This is a genomic window from Longimicrobium sp. (assembly GCA_036389135.1).
GTDB lineage: Bacteria > Gemmatimonadota > Gemmatimonadetes > Longimicrobiales > Longimicrobiaceae > Longimicrobium.
On sequence record DASVQP010000027.1, the window covers coordinates 70,313 to 86,290 of the forward strand.

The following is a 15,978-nucleotide window of genomic DNA, read 5'->3' on the forward strand; positions in this document are numbered from 1 at the left end:
GTCAATCGTCCGCGATCTCGATCCACGTCGGCACGTGGTCGCTGGACTTCTCCCACCCTCGAACCTCGCGGTCGATGCCCACCGCGGTCAGGCGCGGGGCCAGCGCGGGGCTCAGCAGCAGGTGGTCGATGCGCAGCCCCGCGTCGCGGCCGAACGCGTTGCGAAAGTAATCATAGAACGTGTAGATGCGCTGGTCAGGGTGCATCGTTCGGACGGCGTCGGTCCACCCCGCCTCGACCAGGCGCCGGAACGCATCCCGCACCTCCGGCTGAAAGAGCGCGTCCTCTACCCAGCGCTCGGGCTTGTAGGCATCCAGATCGGTCGGGATCACGTTGTAGTCCCCGGCGAGTACCACCGGGCCGCCTTCGTCGAGGAGCTCGGCGGCCCGCTTCGCCAGCCGGTCCAGCCAGCGCAGCTTGTAGTCGAACTTCGGCCCGGGGCGCGGGTTGCCGTTGGGCAGGTAGAGGCACCCGATGCGAATGCCCCGTACGGTCGCCTCGATGTAGCGGCTCTGCTCGTCCTCCGGCTCTCCGGCAAGGCCGCGGCGCACCTCCTCCGGCTCGCCGCCGCGCACCAGGATCGCCACCCCGTTCCACCCCTTCTGCCCGTGCCACGCCGCGCCGTAGCCAGCCGCCCGGATCGCCTCTTCCGGGATCTTCTCGGCAGGCGCCTTCAGCTCCTGCAGGCACGCCACATCCGGCTTCATCTCCTCCAGCCAGCGCAGCAGGATTGGCAGCCGCGCGTTGATGCCGTTGACGTTGTACGTGGCGATCTTCATCGGGACGGGTGTTGGGGACGCGCCAGGATCGCGCGGTGAGTACGCGGGGAACGTGCCCGCGTCCACATCGTGCCAAATGGAAAGGGGAGCGGGCAGGTAAAGCCGCTCCCCTTGGACACTCACGTCATCAGCGATAATCCCGTCCGCGCCGGAGCAGCCTCCTTCAGCGCAGGCTTGCGAAGCGTGACTTGCTCGTCATCCCCCAGCGCAGGTTGGCGATCACCACGGAGCGGGCGTCCTTCTCCAACTCGTGATAGCGTGTTCCCAAGCCGGTGGCGATCCACAGGTCTTCGCTGATCCGGAATTCGATGCCTCCGGACCAGAGCGCCGTCGTCTCCGAGGTGAGGGATGAGTGCTCCCCGACCAGTTCAGCGAAGCCATTGAAGGTGGCGCTCCCGCCTACCAGCCGCGCGCCGTACGTGATCCGCGTGGACGCCACCGTGTCGGTGCCGAAGGTGCGACGGCCGCCGGTCAGCTGCCCGATGATCTGCGCCCTGGTTCCGATAGGGTTTGCAGCCACGGCCCAGAACTGTGCGCCCAGTCCGTCCGTTTCCGACAGGCTCGACTGCTCAAGCCGAGTACCTCCCGCGACTCCGATCGCCACGCGGCGCGCGTTCCAGTGCGCCTTCGTCCAGGTGCCGTACGCTTCGCTCGTAACCGAGTCCGCGCAGGCAGCGATCGCCTTCTCGTTCTCATCGTCCGGCTTGTTTGGGTCGATGGCGGTGCACTTGCGCAGCTGCGCCCCCAGCTCCGTCGTGAACGTCTGATTCAGGAGCGGATCGCCCTGATCCAGCAGCGTCAGACGCAGTCCCACCGCAAGGTCGGTCGACGCGCTGTCCGCCGCCGCGCGCACGGTGCCGAGGGAGAGCTGCGCGTTCGCCGCGACGAAGTTTGGCCATTTGCGGTATTCGGGAAGCGTGAGGTTGAACCCGGGGACCACGCCGATGGGCGTCGCCTCCAGCGCAAACCCCTGCTGCACCTTCCCCTCGTCGTTGATGCCGTTGATCAGGCTCGCGCCGAAATCGCGCGTTGCACCCGGGCGCGTGACCTTGGTGGGGCTGGCGTTGAGGAAGATGAAGGCGGGGCTCTCCGGGACCGCCGTGATGAACTCGGGCGCGCTGGAAGGCTGTTGTGCCCGCGCGGGATAAAGGAGCGTGAGCGATGCCGCAACCGCGCCGAGAATGCCGCGCATTTTCATGTCCGCTCTCCTCAGGCCAGGACGAAGGTGAGTATCCGCGCGCCGCCACCACCGCCCAACGTCTGGCCCGTTACGGTGACGGCTCCGCCGACGACCATCTTTCCGCCCTGCGCAAAGGTTACGAGTACGCGGTAGTTCTTCATCTTCCCGCCCACGGCGAAGGCGGCTTTCACGAGCGTCCCCGATGGCACCGGCCCCAGCTGCACGTGATCGGGAACCGCGTCGCCGGTGTCGCCCTCCGCGAACTGCGTGAAGTCGGCTGCGCCCGGCTGCTTGTGCCACATGCGGTAGGCGAAGACGTGCGGCGTCTGGCCGACGATGTTGATGTCGAAGGGCTTGGTCGGGTCGTTGGAGATCTGGGCGTCAGCCATGGCGCGCTTTACGGGTGGAGGTGGCTTCGTCGGGATGCTGGGGAAGGGCGGCGTACAGTGCGGCGCGGTCTTCGGCGGCCCCGCCGGGAGAGCGCTTCGCGGTGGCGCGTGCTACGCCTCCGGCGTCGGGAAGCGCCTTCCGCAGCTCGGCGATGATGCCGCTATGCGGCTCACCGTCCGGGTGGGTGGGGAGGTGTTTGCGCGCGTCCCGCACGAGTTTTCTCCCCTCGGTGTTTTGTTGCATGAAGCTCGGGGTTGGGGTTCGAGGCGGGGTATGATGTAGCGGCTCTCTAGAATATGGATGGACACACCGGCTGGATTTCAGCCGGTGTGTCCAATATGACGGCGGCGCCTACATCACGTCCCCGAAGTGCGCTCTACAGCGCGTATGACGGGGGCACCGCTCCCCCGGAGTGTTCAACCCTCCTTCGCCTCGTACTCCCCCTTGAGCCGCTGCACCACGTTCGGATCGGCGAGCGTGGTCGTGTCCCCCAGCGCCCGCCCCTCGGCGATGTCCTTGAGAAGGCGGCGCATGATCTTGCCGGAGCGGGTCTTGGGGAGGTCGCCGGCGAAGAGGATGGCGTCGGGGCGGGCGATGGCGCCGATCTTACGGACGACGTGCTCGCTCAGTTCCTTCTTGAGCGCCTCGGTGGGCTCCTGGCCCTCCTTGAGGGTGACGAACGCCGCCACCGCCTGGCCCTTGAGCTCGTGCGCCTTGCCGACGACGGCGGCCTCGGCCACGGAGGGGTGGTCCACGAGCGCGGACTCCACCTCCATGGTGCCGATGCGGTGGCCGGCCACGTTCAGCACGTCATCGATGCGGCCGATCACCCAGAAGTAGCCGCGCTCGTCGCGCTTGGCCCCGTCGCCGGGGAAGTAGACGCCCTCGCCGGGCTGCGAGCCGTCGACGGTCTTGCCCGCCCACTTGCTCCAGTACGTCTCGCGGAAGCGCTCCGGGTCGCCCCAGATGCCGCGCAGCATGGAGGGCCACGGGTCGCGGATGGCCAGGAAGCCGCCCCCCGTGCCGATGCACTCGCCGTTCAGCGACAGGATGTCCGCGCGGATGCCGGGGAACGGGGTGGTGGCCGAGCCCGGCACCGTGTGCGTGACGCCGGGGAGCGGGGCGATCATGATGGCGCCCGTCTCCGTCTGCCACCACGTGTCCACGATGGGGCAGCGCTCCCCGCCGATGAACCTGTAGTACCAGATCCACGCCTCGGGGTTGATCGGCTCGCCCACGGTGCCCAGCAGCCGCAGCGAGGTGAGGTCGTGCTGCGCGGGGAAGTCCGTCCCCCACTTCATGAAGGCGCGGATCGCGGTGGGCGCCGTGTAGAGGATGGTGACGCGGTAGTCCTCCACGATCTTCCACATGCGCGCGCGGTCCGGCCAGTCGGGGGCGCCCTCGTACATGACGACGGTGGCCCCGGCGGCGAGCGGCCCGTAGACCACGTACGAGTGCCCCGTCACCCATCCCACGTCCGCGGTGCACCAGTAGACGTCGTCGTCCTTGAGGTCGAAGACCCACTTCGTGGTGGCGCACACCTGCGTCATGTAGCCGCCGGTGGTGTGCATGATCCCTTTGGGCTTCCCCGTGGTGCCCGAGGTGTACAGGATGTAGAGGAGGTCCTCCGCGTCCATCTCCTCGGCCGGGCATTCGGGCTCCGCCGCGTCCACCACATCGTGCCACCACACGTCGCGGCCATCCTTCATCGCCGCCTCGCCCACGGAGTCTCCACTCGCGCCGTGGCGGCGGACGACGAGGACGTGCTCGATGGTGGGGCACCCGCCCTCCTCCTCCACTGCCTGGTCCGCGGCGCGCTTGAGGGCCACCACCCCGCCGCGCCGGTAGCCGCCGTCGGCCGTGATCAGCACCTTCGCCTCGGCGTCGCGGATGCGGTCGCGCAGGCTCTCGGCCGAGAAGCCGCCGAAGACCACCGAGTGCGCCGCCCCGATCCGCGCGCACGCCAGCATGGCGATGGCCGCCTCGGGAATCATGGGGAGGTAGATGGCCACGCGGTCGCCGCGCTTCACCCCGAGCCCCTTGAGCGCGTTGGCGGCGCGGCCCACCTCGCGATGGAGCTCCTCGTACGTGTAGCCGCGGCGGTCGCCCGGCTCGCCCTCCCAGAGGAGCGCCTGCTTGGTGCGGTTGGGGCCATCGAGGTGACGGTCGAGGCAGTTGTACGACGCGTTCAGGGTGCCGCCCCCGAACCACCGTGCCTCGGGCGGATTCCACTCGAGCACCGTGTCCCAGCGGCGGAACCAGTGGAGCTGCTCGGCCCACCCGGCCCAGAACGCCTGCGGGTCCGCCGCGGCGCGCGCGTACACCTCGGCGTCCGAAACGAGCGCCTGGCGCGCGAACTCCGGCGGCGGCGGAAAGACGCGGTCTTCCTGGAGGAGGGAGTCGAGCTTGATCTCCGGCGTGGACATGCGGCGGATCTCCGGCGGTTGAATTGGGCGTGGATCGCTGGGCTGTTCCATCTCTGCGGATGCTATGCCAGCGCGCGCGGGGCCCGCAAGAGCAGGCCGGCGTTGGAGCATCCTGTATCGTGCGGAACGCGGCGGTCCAGGCGGCGCGGGGGAGGGCAGACACGCAGGTCTGCCCTACGGGTGTTGGTCCCGGACGCAGAGTTCCAGGTGGGGGAGAGGGCGGGCGCGATGAATCGCAGCCCCTACCGGACGCGTGCGACAGGCCGTACCGGAGAACCGGCACGGGTGCGTGCGGGCGCCCCCTCCCCCAGGTAGTTATTGGGGGAGGGGCAGCGAGGTGACGAGCGGGGGCGGGGGCCCGCGGCCCCTACGGCACCACCTCCCACGCCACGCCCGCGTAGCGCGTCCCGGCGAAGCGCGCGCGCAGGCCGCGCAGGGCGGCGGTGCGCGCCTCCGCCTCTGTGTCGGCGGCGTGCGTGACGGTGCCGCGCACGCGGTAGCGGACAGAGAACTCCTCTACGATGCGCGCGCGGTCGTCCGTGCGGGCGACCTCCAGTACGTCCGCCGCGCAGCCGGGCCAGGCCTCCTCCAGCTCCTTCTCCACCTGGTGCTCCGCGTCCGCCATGCCGTAGGCGGGGAGCGCCACCCGGCCGTCGCCGCGCACCGTCACCCGCCACTCCGCCATCAGCCCTGCATGCGGATGGTGTCGCGCGGGGCGGTGCTCGTGTCCGGCGGCGCCGGGGTGGGGGCCGGGACGGTGGTGCTGTCGAAGGTCTGCGGCGGCGGCGGGGTCGCCTGCAGCGCCTGCGTCAGTGCCTGGAGCCGCTGCTGCGCCTGAGTCTGCGCGGGGCGGTCGGGGGTGAGCTGGATGAAGCGCTCCAGCGACTGCACCGCGCCCGTCGTGTCGCCGCGCGCCAGGAGGGCGTCGGCCATGTGGCTGTGCAGCAGGTCGTACTGCGGGTTGATGCGGATCGCCTCCACCAGCACCCGCTCCGCCTCCTCGGCGCGCCCCAGGTTCAGCAGCGCAAAGGCGTACCCGTCGCGGTAGCCGGCGTTGTTGGGATCGGCCTCGGAGGCGCGGCGAAAGAAGTCGGCGGCGGCGCCGAAGTTCTGCGCCTGCAGCGCGCGGCGCCCCTCCATGCTCAGCGCCAGCGCGTCGGTGGAGTCCATCGAGTCCGTGCCCGCGCTGTCCGCCCGGGCGGAGTCCGAGAGGGTGGAGAGCGGGGGCTCGCCGGATTCGTCCCGGTTCATCTGCTGGTAGGCGAAGACGCCGCCGCCCAGCGCCACTACCACCGCGCCGACCGCGAACGCCTTCCCCGCTCCGCTCCGCTCCGGCTCCACCATGCGGCGCGGCGGGATCACCGGCTGCGGCGGGCGCATGGGCTGCGGCGCGTACGGCTGCGGCGGCGTGTAGGGCGGCGGCGGCCCGGCCGCGGGATGCATCGGCGGCGCGAGCACGGTGCGGTCCTCGTCTCCCGCACCGGCCAGGACGGTGCGGTCGTCGCCGTACACGCGGTCCGGCGCCGGCGGCGTGACCACCGCGCCGGCGGGGACGCGCGCGGCGGCGGTCTCTTCCGGCAGGCGGCGGATCACGGCGTCCAGGGCGTCGGCGAAGGCGCCCGCGTTCTCGAAGCGCGCCGCGGGCTCGTGCGCCAGGGCGCGCTGCACCAGCCCCTCCACCTCTCCGGGGACGGCCGGGTTGCGCGCGCGGAGCGAGGGGATCGGCACCTCCATCCCCACCGACATGCGGTTGCGGTCAGCGTCGCTGAAGGGCCGCTGGCCGGCGAGGAGCTGGAAGGCGAGCGCGCCCAGGCTGAACACGTCCGACGCCGGGGTCAGCCGCGCCTCGCCGCGAAGCTGCTCGGGCGAGGCGTACGCGGGGGAGAGCGGCGCCCGCCCGTCCTGCGTGAGGCCGCTGGAGGTGTCCTCCTCCTCGGTAACGGCCTTGGCGATGCCGAAGTCGAGCACCCTCACCTGCAGCTCGCGCGCGTCGTCGCCCTGCGCCAGGAAGACGTTGCCCGGCTTCACGTCGCGGTGGATGAGCCCCGCGCGGTGCCCCACCGCCACCCCGCGCGACGCCTCGCGCAGGATGCGCAGCGACACACCCATCGGGGGCGGACCCGTGCGGGCGAGCCGCGACGCGAGGTCCTCGCCGCGCAGCAGCTCCATCACGATGAAGTCCATACCCAGCGTGGGATCGGTGCCGTAGTCGTACACCGGCACCACGTTGGGGTGGTGCGGAAGGCGCGCGGCGGAGGCGGCCTCGTGGCGGAAGCGGGCGCGCATCCGCTCGCGGGCGGCCTCGTCGCTCCCCGCCGACGCGGTGATGACCTTGACGGCCACCGCGCGCCCCAGCCGCTCGTCGGTCGACCTGTACACGGCGCCCATCCCGCCGCGCCCGATCACGTCCTCGATCCGGTAGCGGTCGGCGAGGGTGCGGCCGCGGAGGAGTGCTTCTATGCCTGACATGTATGCCTGAGCTCGATGATAGGGATCAGGGAATAGGGAATAGGGAATAGTTTGAACGACGCTTTCGCCGCTGCCTCACCTATTCCCCATTCCCCAGTCCCCATTCCCCGCTGTTCCTCATCCGAACCGCGTCGCCTCCGGATCCTCCGGCCCGGCGTCGCCGTCGGGAGCGGCCACGGCCGCGGCGCGCACCCGCAGGATGGGGCCGTTCTCGCCGATCCGCATCCGCGCGTCGGCCGGCACCCAGCGCGTGTGGCGCTCCGGCACATCCTCCAGGCGGTACGGGCCCTTGAGGTTGGCGCCCGCGATCTCGGCGTCCTCCACGTGCAGTGCGTTCAGCCCAAGGTTGGCCACCTGGAACCCCGGTGCGCCGTCGCGCGGCGCCCAGCGCAGCACCAGGTGGCGGCGGCTCACCTGCGGCGCCCCGCTCAGCATCAGGTCGCTCTGGAGCTGCGGATTGTCCGTGTGGCGCCCCACCGTCACCTCGGCGGCGGTGACCGGGAAGCGCTCGGCGTCGGCGCCGTCCGCGTCCTCCACCACCAGCTCCCACTTCGTCGCGTCCCACCCCGGCGCGTCCCTGGCGGCGGGGGCGATCCCCTCCATCCGCGTGGCATCCGGGTCGTCGAACACGGGCGCGGGGGCCGGAGCCGGGGCCGGCGCGGGTTTCGGCGCGGGCGGCGGTGCGACGGTGCGCGGCGGGGGCACGGCGATCGTCTCGCCGCGCGCCTCGATGGGGGCCACGGGCGGGGCGAACGGCGCGGCGGCGACGGTGCCCAGCGAGGCGGCGGGTGGCGGCGTGGCGCCGCTCTCCGTGAGGCCCGGACGGTCCGCGGGGCCGCCGGGGGCCTCCTTGGAGATGCGGAAGAGCGGCGCGCCGGGGTCGCCTGCCTCGTGCAGCCGCACGCGGTACGGGCGGTCGTACAGCGAGCCATGGCGCATGCACGAGTCGGTCAGCTCCCCCTCCAGCTGCTCGGCCACGGGGCTCAGCGAGTGCGCGGCATCCGGGCGCAGCGTCACCACCAGCACCGTCTCCGGCAGCAGGCGGGCGTAGCGGTCCGGCAGGGAGCGCGCGTTGTCGCGGTCGATCAGGTCGCCCAGCGCCAGCTTGATCTCGGGCACCGCCTCGCGGAGGAGCTGGTCGAGGAGCGGCTCTTCGTGCGGAACCGGGGAGTGCGATGTGGCGTCGGTCATGGGCGGCTGTTGGCGGGCGCGGGCGGACCGGCCGGCGCCGGAGCTTGCACGTTCGGGGTCTGCACGGCCGGGGTCACGGGCGCCCCCGCTGAATCGGCGGCGCCGAGCGAGTCGGCCGGGACGGTGACCGGCGGCGCGGCGTTCTGCTGGCTGAGGGTCTGCACGCGCTGGATGCTGTCGTCGGCGGTCTTGCGGGCGCTCATCGCGGTCATCAGCGCGTAGGCGCCCAGGGCCAGCGCCACCAGCGCCAGCACCAGGGCGATCCCCGCCAGCGGCGAGTTGCGGGTTCGGGTCACGGAGTCCGGCGGGTTGAAGGGTCCGCGCGCGGTCGCCGCGGGGCGCGGGCTTTCCTGGGTCAGCGAGTCGTCCACCGCGCCGCCGTCCGGCAGCACGCGCACGGCGACGGCGGTGTAGTTGTCGTCCGGGCCGCGCTCCTCCACCTTGCGCGCGATCGCCTCGCACGCCGTGGAGGCGTCGCCCACCACCATCGCCTCGCCCAGCTCGTCCAGGCGCATCGCCTTGGTGATGCCGTCGGAGACGAGGAGGTACGTCCACCCCGCCCGCACGGGAACCCAGGTGGCGTCCGCCTCGGCGCCGCGGCCCACGGCGCGCTGCAGCTTGTTGGCGCCCGGCGAGTCCGGGATCTCGTCCAGCGCGATCTCCCCCGCCTCCCAGCGCGCGTACGCGGGGGTGTGGTCGCGCGTCTCCAGCCGCACCGTGCCGTCCGGCGAGCGCGAGATCAGGCGCACGTCGCCCGCGTTGGCGCACACCCATCCCAGCCCGTGGCTGCGGTCGCGCGTGAGCGAGGCGATGGCGATGGCGCAACCCATTCCCGCGCGGTCGTCCGGCGCCTCCTGCGCGGCGCGGGCGACCGCTTCGTCGGCGGCGCGCACGGCGTAGCGGGCGGCGTCCAGCGAGTGGATGGGCCCGCGGCCGGTGATGGCCTGCAGCGCCGTGTCGGCCGCCATCCGCCCGGCGCGCTCGCCGCCCATCCCGTCCGCCACCGCCACCAGCCCGCTGCCGGCGAAGGCGTCCACGGAAAAGGCGTCCTGGTTCTCGGTGCGCGGGCCCTGCGCGCTGATGCCGGCCACGTCGAAGACGAGGCCGTGCATCTTCACGAGTCCTGTGGCGTGGGCGCTCATACGATGCGGACCCCCGTCGCGGCGGTCTCGCCGCTCTCCATGGGGGTGGCGAGTGCGTGCTCCAGGCGCTCCTCCTCGGTTCGGCGGTGGCTGAGACCCGCGATGATCCCCACGCTGATGGACGCCGCCAGCAGCTTGGAGCCGCCGTGCGCCGCAAAGGCCGCCACCACGCCGGTAAGCGGGATCACCCGCACCCCGCCCAGCGTGGCCAGCCAGAAGGGGATGCCGATGAGCAGCGCCAGCCCCGTGGCCAGCGTGCGCTCGAACGCCCCGGGCTCGCGGACGGCCACCCCCAGCATCTGCATGATGAAATACGTGTAGACGAGCACCAGCGCCACCGACCCCGCCAGCCCCCAGTGCGCCGCGATGGTGGTGATGTAGCCGTCGTCGGCCGCGTTGGGCGCCGTCTCAGGGTGGCCGCGACCGGCGCCCTCGCCCAGCAGGCCGCCTTCCAGGATGTTGGCGTCGAACAGCTTGATCTGGAAGTTGGCGCGCTCGCCCCACCGCTGCGCCTGCTGCGCGGGGAGCGACTCCAGGTCCTGGTACGGCTGGTACGCCAGGTTCAGGCGCTGGATGGAGCGCGGGTCCGTGCTGAACGCCGCGAACACCAGCAGCGCCCACACGCCCAGCATCAGCCCCGCCCACCACCCGCGCCGCGTGCCCACCAGCAGCATCGCCGCCATGCTCCCCGCCGTCACCACGGACAGGCCCAGCTCGTGGATCAGCAGGAAGGGGATGAGCGGGATGGCGCCGAACAGCAGCAGCCGCCCCACGCGCTGGGGCCGGAACGCCTGCCCGATCTGCCCCAGGTTGTACGCGTCGTCCGCCACCGTGGCCGCCCACACGCCTATGAAGAGCGGCAGCAGCAACTCCCACGGCGTGGTGCCGAACACCTTGCCCGTGCTGCGCGCGCCCGGCGCGAAGGCCAGCCCGAAGAAGAGGACCATCGCCGGAGCGAAGATCCACAATCGCCGGTCGCGGAACCAGCGCAGCAGCCACCCCCGCCGCGACATCAGGAACCCCGCCAGCAGCGCCAGCGGCGCCAGGAAGACGGGTGCGTACGTAAGGAGCCGCGGGATCAGCGCGCCGCGCGCCTGCCCCTTCATCGCCTGCGTGAACGGGTCGGGGAGCGGCGGCGCCGGGCCCTGGAAGACGGCCGCCTTGCGCTCTTCGCTGTACGCCCGCTCGATGGTGGAGAGGCGGCTGCGGGTGGCCTTGAGGTCGTTCGCCTCCGCCTTGCGCCCCGCCGGCGCCTGGTACGCCGGATCGGTGAAGGTCTGGAAGATGGAGGGGCGCACCATGCAGAAGATCAGCACGGGGAGCACCACCACCGGCCAGCTTCCCCGGTAGCCGATCCTGCGCAGCACGACGAGGAGGAGGAGCCACGCCACCAGCCCCACCATGTCGCGCACAAAGGTGGCCCCGGCCCCCACCGAGGTGCCGTGCGCAGGCCACACGTCCATGGCGATGGAGATGTGCGCCAGCACGTAGAACACCACGCCCACCACCAGCCCCCACCAGAGGAGCCCCGGAATCAGCCGCCCGCTCCGCTCGGCGGAGGGGATGTTGTGCGACTTGAGCTGTACCGCCACGCCGATGGGCCCGCGCGGCTGCGGGCTGGAGGAGCGGCGGAAGAGATCCCTGAGCGCCATCAGTCCCTCCCGCGCGCGGCCATGCGCGGCTGCCGGATGGCTCCCTGGCCGTCCTCGCGCGTCGCCATCCAGCTCGTCATGGCGGCGGCGACCCCGGCCGGCGCGCGCCCGCCCTGCCCGGCCTGCTGCAGGTACACGACGATGGTGTATCGCGCTCGCCCGTCAGGCCCGTGCATCAGCCCGGCGAACCACCCGTCCGGCCGCTGTCCGCGGCGGATGTCCACCGTCCCCGTCTTCCCCCCCAGGTCCCAGGTGAGGCGGTCCATGGCCGCCTTCACGCTCACCGCGGTGCCGCTGTCCACCACCTGGAGCATCGCGCGCTGCAGCTTCATGGAGGTGGCGGGCTTCATCACCGCCGCGCCCTCGGGAACGTCGTTCAGGCGGTCCTGCTCGATGGTGGGCTGCAGCATCACGCCGTTGTTGCCGATCGCCTGGATGAAGCGCGACACGGCGATCGGCGTCACGTCCACCGGCCCCTGCCCGATCGCCATCTGCGCCCAGTCGAACGGGTTGAACTTCTTGCGAAAGAGGACGCGGTTGGGCGGCGGCGTCATGCGCTTCGTCCAGCGCTCCGACGCGCTGTTCCAGAACTGCCCCGGCGCCTCCTCCGGCGCGTCGCCCGAGTACGGGATGAAGCCGAAGCGGCGGTAGGCGTCCGCGAACGCCTCCTCTCCCAGCTGCTGCCTCATCTGGAACGCCATCGCGATCGCCTGCGTGTTGCACGAGACCACGAGCATCTTGCGCGGGATCTCGATGGGCGGGTACTCGTGGCTCTCGAAGTTGCGGACCTTGCGGTTTCCCACCTGGATGAACGCGGGGCACGCCATGTACCGGTCGCCCATCCCGGCGTCCCACCAGAGCGCGGAAAGGGCCAGCTTGAAGACGGAGCCCGGGAGCGTGTAGCGCTTGATCCCCAGCGGCGCCTGCTCGGCCGTCCCGGTGGAGGTGTACGCGACCACGGCGCCGGTCTTCACGTCCTGCATCACCACCACCCCCGGGAACCCCGACTGCTTCAGCAGCCCGTACGCCTGGCGCGTGGCGTCGGCGCACAGGGTGAGCTGCATGTCCTCGCCGGCCGCGTGCAGCTCCGTGCGCTCGCGGAAGTTCTTGGGCGCCCGCAGCCGCTCGGCGAAGAGGCGCTCGATGGTGTAGTCGCGCTTGTCCGCGTCCTCGCCGCCGCCCAGCAGGTTGGCGCCCGCCTCGCCCAGCGGATAGACGCGCTGCACCTCGCCGTCGCGCATCCCGTAGCGGGCCAGCGCGTTGGCGTCCTTGCCGGTGCAGTCCAGGATCCACCCCTTCAGGTCACCGCGGTTCATCTCCGACGCGCGCGGGTCGCCGAAGCGGGAGTAGCGCTCGCGCCCCTCCTCGATCTGCTCGCGGTTCGCCAGGATGAGCGCGTGGCCGGCCGTGTACACCCCCGCCAGCAGCAGCATGCCGAAGGCGAGGAAAACGGCCCACCGCTCCCGCTTCTCGCGCACCGCCGTGTAGCTCCAGCGCAGGATCGCCACGAAGGCGCCCACGCCGAAGAGGAGGTAGAGGGCGCGCAGCCCCAGGTTCAGGATGGTGTCCAGCATGGCTCAGCCCTGCGCCAGGCGGAGCACCGTGTTCCCCATGCGGATGGTGTCTCCCGGATTCAACGGATGCTCCTGGTGAGGCGGCAGGGGAGTGTCGTTCACAAAGGTGCGGTTCTTGGAGTCCAGGTCCGTAACGGTCACCTGCCCGCCGCGCACGGCGAAGCGGGCGTGGCGGCCGCTCATGTAGCGGTCGCCGAGGGCGAACACCCCCGCCTCCGCCTTGCGCCCCACCACCACCTCGCCCTGCAGGGGGATCGGGTCGCGCACCGTCTCGGACGCCACCACCTGCAGCACGGCCCCGCTTCCGCCGCCTCCTCCGTACGCCGGCTGCGGCGCGCCGAACGGCTGCGCGGCGGTGGCGGGGACCATGGCCCGGTCCGGCCCGCGGGGTGCGGCGGGGCGTGGAGGAGGCGGCTCCTCCTTGGGCTGCTCCAGACCCAGCGGCTTCACGAAGGCGAACTCGCGCTTGGTGTCCAGCAGCACCAGCTCCACACGGAGCCCGGCGCGCGCGATGCCGTTGTCCTGCGCCCACTGGGCGGAGAAGCGGCGCAGGTGGTCGGCCTCGTCGCGGGCCCACATCGCCTCGCCCATCCCCGCGGGCACCAGGTCGGTGGACACGTACACGCGCAGGTCGGGCGCGGTGCGGCGGTCCGCGTAGCGCCTGAGGGCTTCGCGCACGCCATCCTCCAGCTGCTGCCGGAGGGTGGGGCGGAGGATCTTTCTGAAAGCGTTGAGCATGGACGGGTCCGAGGTCGGGTTTCAGCCACCCGGGCGCTCGCAATGTCCGGGCCGGGGGGTTGGGAAGAGCGAGCGCGCACCCGAACCCGGTGGTTCCGGGGTTCACGCGGACGACAGCGGGGCTTCCAAAAGGGCGGAGGCACGGGGACTCAGTCGTCTCCCGTGCCTCCGTCTTCGCCGCTTTGTATGGGGCGGTACTTCAACCGCTCCAGTCCACGTCCACACCCCGGGTGTCCAGATGAACGAAGTTGCTGGCGACGTAGATGCCGACGCCCCCCCGAAAGGTGAAGGTCTTTCCCGTGTGCGGGTTCTGGAACTGCCGGCCCCGGAAGCTCTTGAGGAGCGCCGCCCACTCCTTTGGCCTTCCGGAGGAGCAGGTGAAGTCGACGGCCCGAAAGGCCTTGTGCATCGACTTCGATGCACCCCCGACAGCGGCGTTGTACTGCGGCGACCGATAGGTGCTGAGCAGCGAGACGGGCTTGCCTAGTTGCGCACGGAAGGCATCCAGCACCGCCAGCGTCTCCACGATGTTGTCCCACAGCTCCTTGGGGGGGACGGAGTTCTTCACCCCGTTGCGGACTCGGCTCCAGTACGGCGTGAACTCGCTGCCCCGGAAGTGCTGGAACCCGAGACCGTCGATGAACGTCTCCAGGACCCCGGCGGAAGCAGCCGGAGCCGTCGCGGTCGTGAGCGACTCCAGGAACGGCCCCCCAATGGTTGCCGCCGCGGAGCTCAGCGCCTCCTTGAGCATCCCGGCCGACGCGGCGTTCCCCTCGGAACCGTCCTCTTCTTCCCCCTCGGTGCCTTCGCGGCCCTCGAGCTGCTCGAGCCGCTCGGCCATGAGGAGCCGTTCTATCCGGACCAGCCGCTCGAGGATCTCGTCGAGCGCACCTTCGCCTGTGGGGCCAGGAGTCGCGTTGAAAGTGTCCATCCGGATCTCCGAGGTTCAGGTGGGGCAGTGCCGCCGATTCCGAAGGGGTGGAGCGGATCGACCGGAAAAAGTGTCTCTACACACGATTAGGCAGCAGGGGGGCCCCGGTCAAGAATTTCGGTTTCGGGATGCTCCACGACGAAAGAACGGCCCCGGCGTAGTGCCTGGGGCCGTTCTATGTTTCGGTCTACGTTCAATGCCTTAGCGGAACGACGTACGCACGTTCGGGTCGCGCATGACGGTGCGGAAGGCGTCCAGCGAGGAGCGGCTGGAGTCGATCCTCCAGTCGGCTTCCTTGCGGGTGTGGAACCAGATGGCCCCCACCACGTTCGGGTGGCGGCGCAGCGTGGCGAACGCTTCCCTGATCCACGCGCCCTTGTCGTATCCGCGCGCCTCCTGCGTGGCGAACTCCCCGATGATGATCGGCTTGCGCGGAAAGCGGCGCTCCAGGTCCGTGAGGATGTTGTCCGAGTCGCGGCCGGTGAACACCGTGGCGAACGTCTGGTACGCGCCGCCCCACACGCTGGGCCCGTTGTAGCCGTGCGGCCCCAGGTAGTCCACGTACGCGTCGCCCGGGTAGTAGTGGCCGTACCAGTTCCAGTGGCTCGGCCCCACCGAACCCAGCGCCAGCGGGTTCCCCACGTTGGGGCTGAACACCCACTTCACGTTGCGCGCACCTTCGCGGCGGAAGATCGTCACCATGCGGCGGAAGGCGGCGGCGTACTTGGCCGGCGCGGCCTGGTTGCCGTTGTAGACGCCCTGCCAGGCGAAGTCCCAGCGTCCATTCATCTCCCACCCCGGCGAGACCATCACCGTGCCGCGCACCCCCGCCAGCCCGCGCGCCATGCGCACCAGCTGCGCATCCGCCCGGCCGGAGTTGATGGCGTCCAGCAGCCCGTGCCGCGGCGCGCCGGCGAAGCGCAGGTCGAGCGCCAGGTACGGCGTGGAGCCCGCCGCCGAGGTGCGGCGCACGAGCTGCCCCGCCCAGCCGCCGCCGGAGAAGTCGACGTCCATGTTGTGGAAGGTCTTCACGAGCGCCGGACGCTTCCCCACCATCTGCGCGAAGCGGCCGATGCCGGACTCTACGCGCTCGGTGCGGCTGTCCGCTTCGCCCAGGTACGCGCCGATGTAGAACGGCCGGTTGAACAGGCCGCTGGTCGCGTCGTCCGCGGCGCGCGCGAGGCGCGGGAATGCAATGATGGAGAGAACGGCCAGAGCGGCCGCACGGGTGCGGAGATGCATGGGATTTGCTTCCTCTTCGGCAGCTCGACAGGCGTGGCGGGTGGGAACCCGCGTTAGCCTCGAAGCTTTGCGTCCCCGTCTTTCGAACGGGTTTGCCGTTGTCGGAGGTGCCCGGCCGGGAGGCCGCGCAGGCACGGTGGAGTGGGTTTCCGTGCGCAACGTAACTATGTGCGAACTCAACCGGTTAGTCAAGTCGCAAGCTGCTACGGATGGGCGGAGCAGACGAACACGATTCGGAGGTCGTCGGCCCGTACCGCGGGCCCGA

General features: G+C 71.2%; 14 protein-coding genes and 1 riboswitch. All 14 genes read right to left on the reverse strand.

Annotation, left to right across the window (positions count from 1 at the left end):
* Position 1: 1 nt before the first annotated feature.
* On the reverse strand, positions 2-778 hold the full coding sequence (xth, locus tag VF584_05735; GenBank protein HEX8209668.1) for an exodeoxyribonuclease III: 777 nt from the start codon (positions 776-778) through the stop codon (positions 2-4).
* Between the two features lie 163 nt (positions 779-941).
* Positions 942-1,976 carry a hypothetical protein gene (locus VF584_05740; GenBank protein ID HEX8209669.1) on the reverse strand — a complete coding sequence of 345 codons (1,035 nt, stop codon included), beginning with the start codon at positions 1,974-1,976 and terminating at the stop codon, positions 942-944.
* Between the two features lie 11 nt (positions 1,977-1,987).
* The gene (locus VF584_05745; GenBank protein ID HEX8209670.1) at positions 1,988-2,347 is read right to left on the reverse strand and encodes a hypothetical protein; all 360 of its coding nucleotides are present in this window, start codon (positions 2,345-2,347) and stop codon (positions 1,988-1,990) included.
* The gene (locus VF584_05750; protein HEX8209671.1) at positions 2,340-2,591 is read right to left on the reverse strand and encodes a hypothetical protein; all 252 of its coding nucleotides are present in this window, start codon (positions 2,589-2,591) and stop codon (positions 2,340-2,342) included. The genes VF584_05745 and VF584_05750 overlap by 8 nt, the downstream gene beginning before the upstream one ends.
* Before the next feature lie 173 nt (positions 2,592-2,764).
* Positions 2,765-4,774, reverse strand: coding sequence for an acetate--CoA ligase (gene acs, locus VF584_05755; GenBank protein ID HEX8209672.1), 2,010 nt, complete (start codon positions 4,772-4,774; stop codon positions 2,765-2,767).
* Between the two features lie 367 nt (positions 4,775-5,141).
* The gene (locus VF584_05760) at positions 5,142-5,459 is read right to left on the reverse strand and encodes a hypothetical protein (protein HEX8209673.1); all 318 of its coding nucleotides are present in this window, start codon (positions 5,457-5,459) and stop codon (positions 5,142-5,144) included.
* Positions 5,459-7,243, reverse strand: coding sequence for a protein kinase (locus VF584_05765; protein ID HEX8209674.1), 1,785 nt, complete (start codon positions 7,241-7,243; stop codon positions 5,459-5,461). The genes VF584_05760 and VF584_05765 overlap by 1 nt, the downstream gene beginning before the upstream one ends.
* Positions 7,244-7,360: 117 nt before the next feature.
* Positions 7,361-8,434 (reverse strand): FHA domain-containing protein, encoded by a 1,074-nt coding sequence (locus VF584_05770; GenBank protein ID HEX8209675.1) that lies wholly within the window; start codon positions 8,432-8,434, stop codon positions 7,361-7,363.
* On the reverse strand, positions 8,431-9,546 hold the full coding sequence (locus VF584_05775; GenBank protein HEX8209676.1) for a protein phosphatase 2C domain-containing protein: 1,116 nt from the start codon (positions 9,544-9,546) through the stop codon (positions 8,431-8,433). Before VF584_05775 ends, VF584_05770 begins: the two co-directional genes overlap by 4 nt.
* 26 nt (positions 9,547-9,572) lie before the next feature.
* Positions 9,573-11,228, reverse strand: coding sequence for an FtsW/RodA/SpoVE family cell cycle protein (locus tag VF584_05780; protein ID HEX8209677.1), 1,656 nt, complete (start codon positions 11,226-11,228; stop codon positions 9,573-9,575).
* The gene (locus VF584_05785) at positions 11,228-12,802 is read right to left on the reverse strand and encodes a penicillin-binding transpeptidase domain-containing protein (GenBank protein HEX8209678.1); all 1,575 of its coding nucleotides are present in this window, start codon (positions 12,800-12,802) and stop codon (positions 11,228-11,230) included. Before VF584_05785 ends, VF584_05780 begins: the two co-directional genes overlap by 1 nt.
* Positions 12,803-12,805: 3 nt before the next feature.
* Positions 12,806-13,540, reverse strand: a complete 735-nt coding sequence (locus VF584_05790; GenBank protein ID HEX8209679.1) for an FHA domain-containing protein — start codon at positions 13,538-13,540, stop codon at positions 12,806-12,808.
* A gap of 199 nt (positions 13,541-13,739) precedes the next feature.
* Positions 13,740-14,471, reverse strand: coding sequence for a D-Ala-D-Ala carboxypeptidase family metallohydrolase (locus VF584_05795; protein ID HEX8209680.1), 732 nt, complete (start codon positions 14,469-14,471; stop codon positions 13,740-13,742).
* 201 nt (positions 14,472-14,672) lie between these two features.
* The gene (locus VF584_05800; protein ID HEX8209681.1) at positions 14,673-15,713 is read right to left on the reverse strand and encodes a glycosyl hydrolase; all 1,041 of its coding nucleotides are present in this window, start codon (positions 15,711-15,713) and stop codon (positions 14,673-14,675) included.
* 15 nt (positions 15,714-15,728) lie between these two features.
* Positions 15,729-15,820: riboswitch (cyclic di-GMP riboswitch) on the reverse strand.
* Positions 15,821-15,978 lie beyond the last annotated feature (158 nt).

Excerpts from the sequence above, each read along its gene's own strand:
- xth (HEX8209668.1), bottom strand. The coding sequence starts at position 778 with ATGAAGATCGCCACGTACAACGTCAACGGCATCAACGCGCGGCTGCCA.
- VF584_05740 (HEX8209669.1), bottom strand. The coding sequence starts at position 1,976 with ATGAAAATGCGCGGCATTCTCGGCGCGGTTGCGGCATCGCTCACGCTC.
- VF584_05745 (HEX8209670.1), bottom strand. The coding sequence starts at position 2,347 with ATGGCTGACGCCCAGATCTCCAACGACCCGACCAAGCCCTTCGACATC.
- VF584_05750 (HEX8209671.1), bottom strand. The coding sequence starts at position 2,591 with ATGCAACAAAACACCGAGGGGAGAAAACTCGTGCGGGACGCGCGCAAA.
- acs (HEX8209672.1), bottom strand. The coding sequence starts at position 4,774 with ATGTCCACGCCGGAGATCAAGCTCGACTCCCTCCTCCAGGAAGACCGC.
- VF584_05760 (HEX8209673.1), bottom strand. The coding sequence starts at position 5,459 with ATGGCGGAGTGGCGGGTGACGGTGCGCGGCGACGGCCGGGTGGCGCTC.
- VF584_05765 (HEX8209674.1), bottom strand. The coding sequence starts at position 7,243 with ATGTCAGGCATAGAAGCACTCCTCCGCGGCCGCACCCTCGCCGACCGC.
- VF584_05770 (HEX8209675.1), bottom strand. The coding sequence starts at position 8,434 with ATGACCGACGCCACATCGCACTCCCCGGTTCCGCACGAAGAGCCGCTC.
- VF584_05775 (HEX8209676.1), bottom strand. The coding sequence starts at position 9,546 with ATGCACGGCCTCGTCTTCGACGTGGCCGGCATCAGCGCGCAGGGCCCG.
- VF584_05780 (HEX8209677.1), bottom strand. The coding sequence starts at position 11,228 with ATGGCGCTCAGGGATCTCTTCCGCCGCTCCTCCAGCCCGCAGCCGCGC.
- VF584_05785 (HEX8209678.1), bottom strand. The coding sequence starts at position 12,802 with ATGCTGGACACCATCCTGAACCTGGGGCTGCGCGCCCTCTACCTCCTC.
- VF584_05790 (HEX8209679.1), bottom strand. The coding sequence starts at position 13,540 with ATGCTCAACGCTTTCAGAAAGATCCTCCGCCCCACCCTCCGGCAGCAG.
- VF584_05795 (HEX8209680.1), bottom strand. The coding sequence starts at position 14,471 with ATGGACACTTTCAACGCGACTCCTGGCCCCACAGGCGAAGGTGCGCTC.
- VF584_05800 (HEX8209681.1), bottom strand. The coding sequence starts at position 15,713 with ATGCATCTCCGCACCCGTGCGGCCGCTCTGGCCGTTCTCTCCATCATT.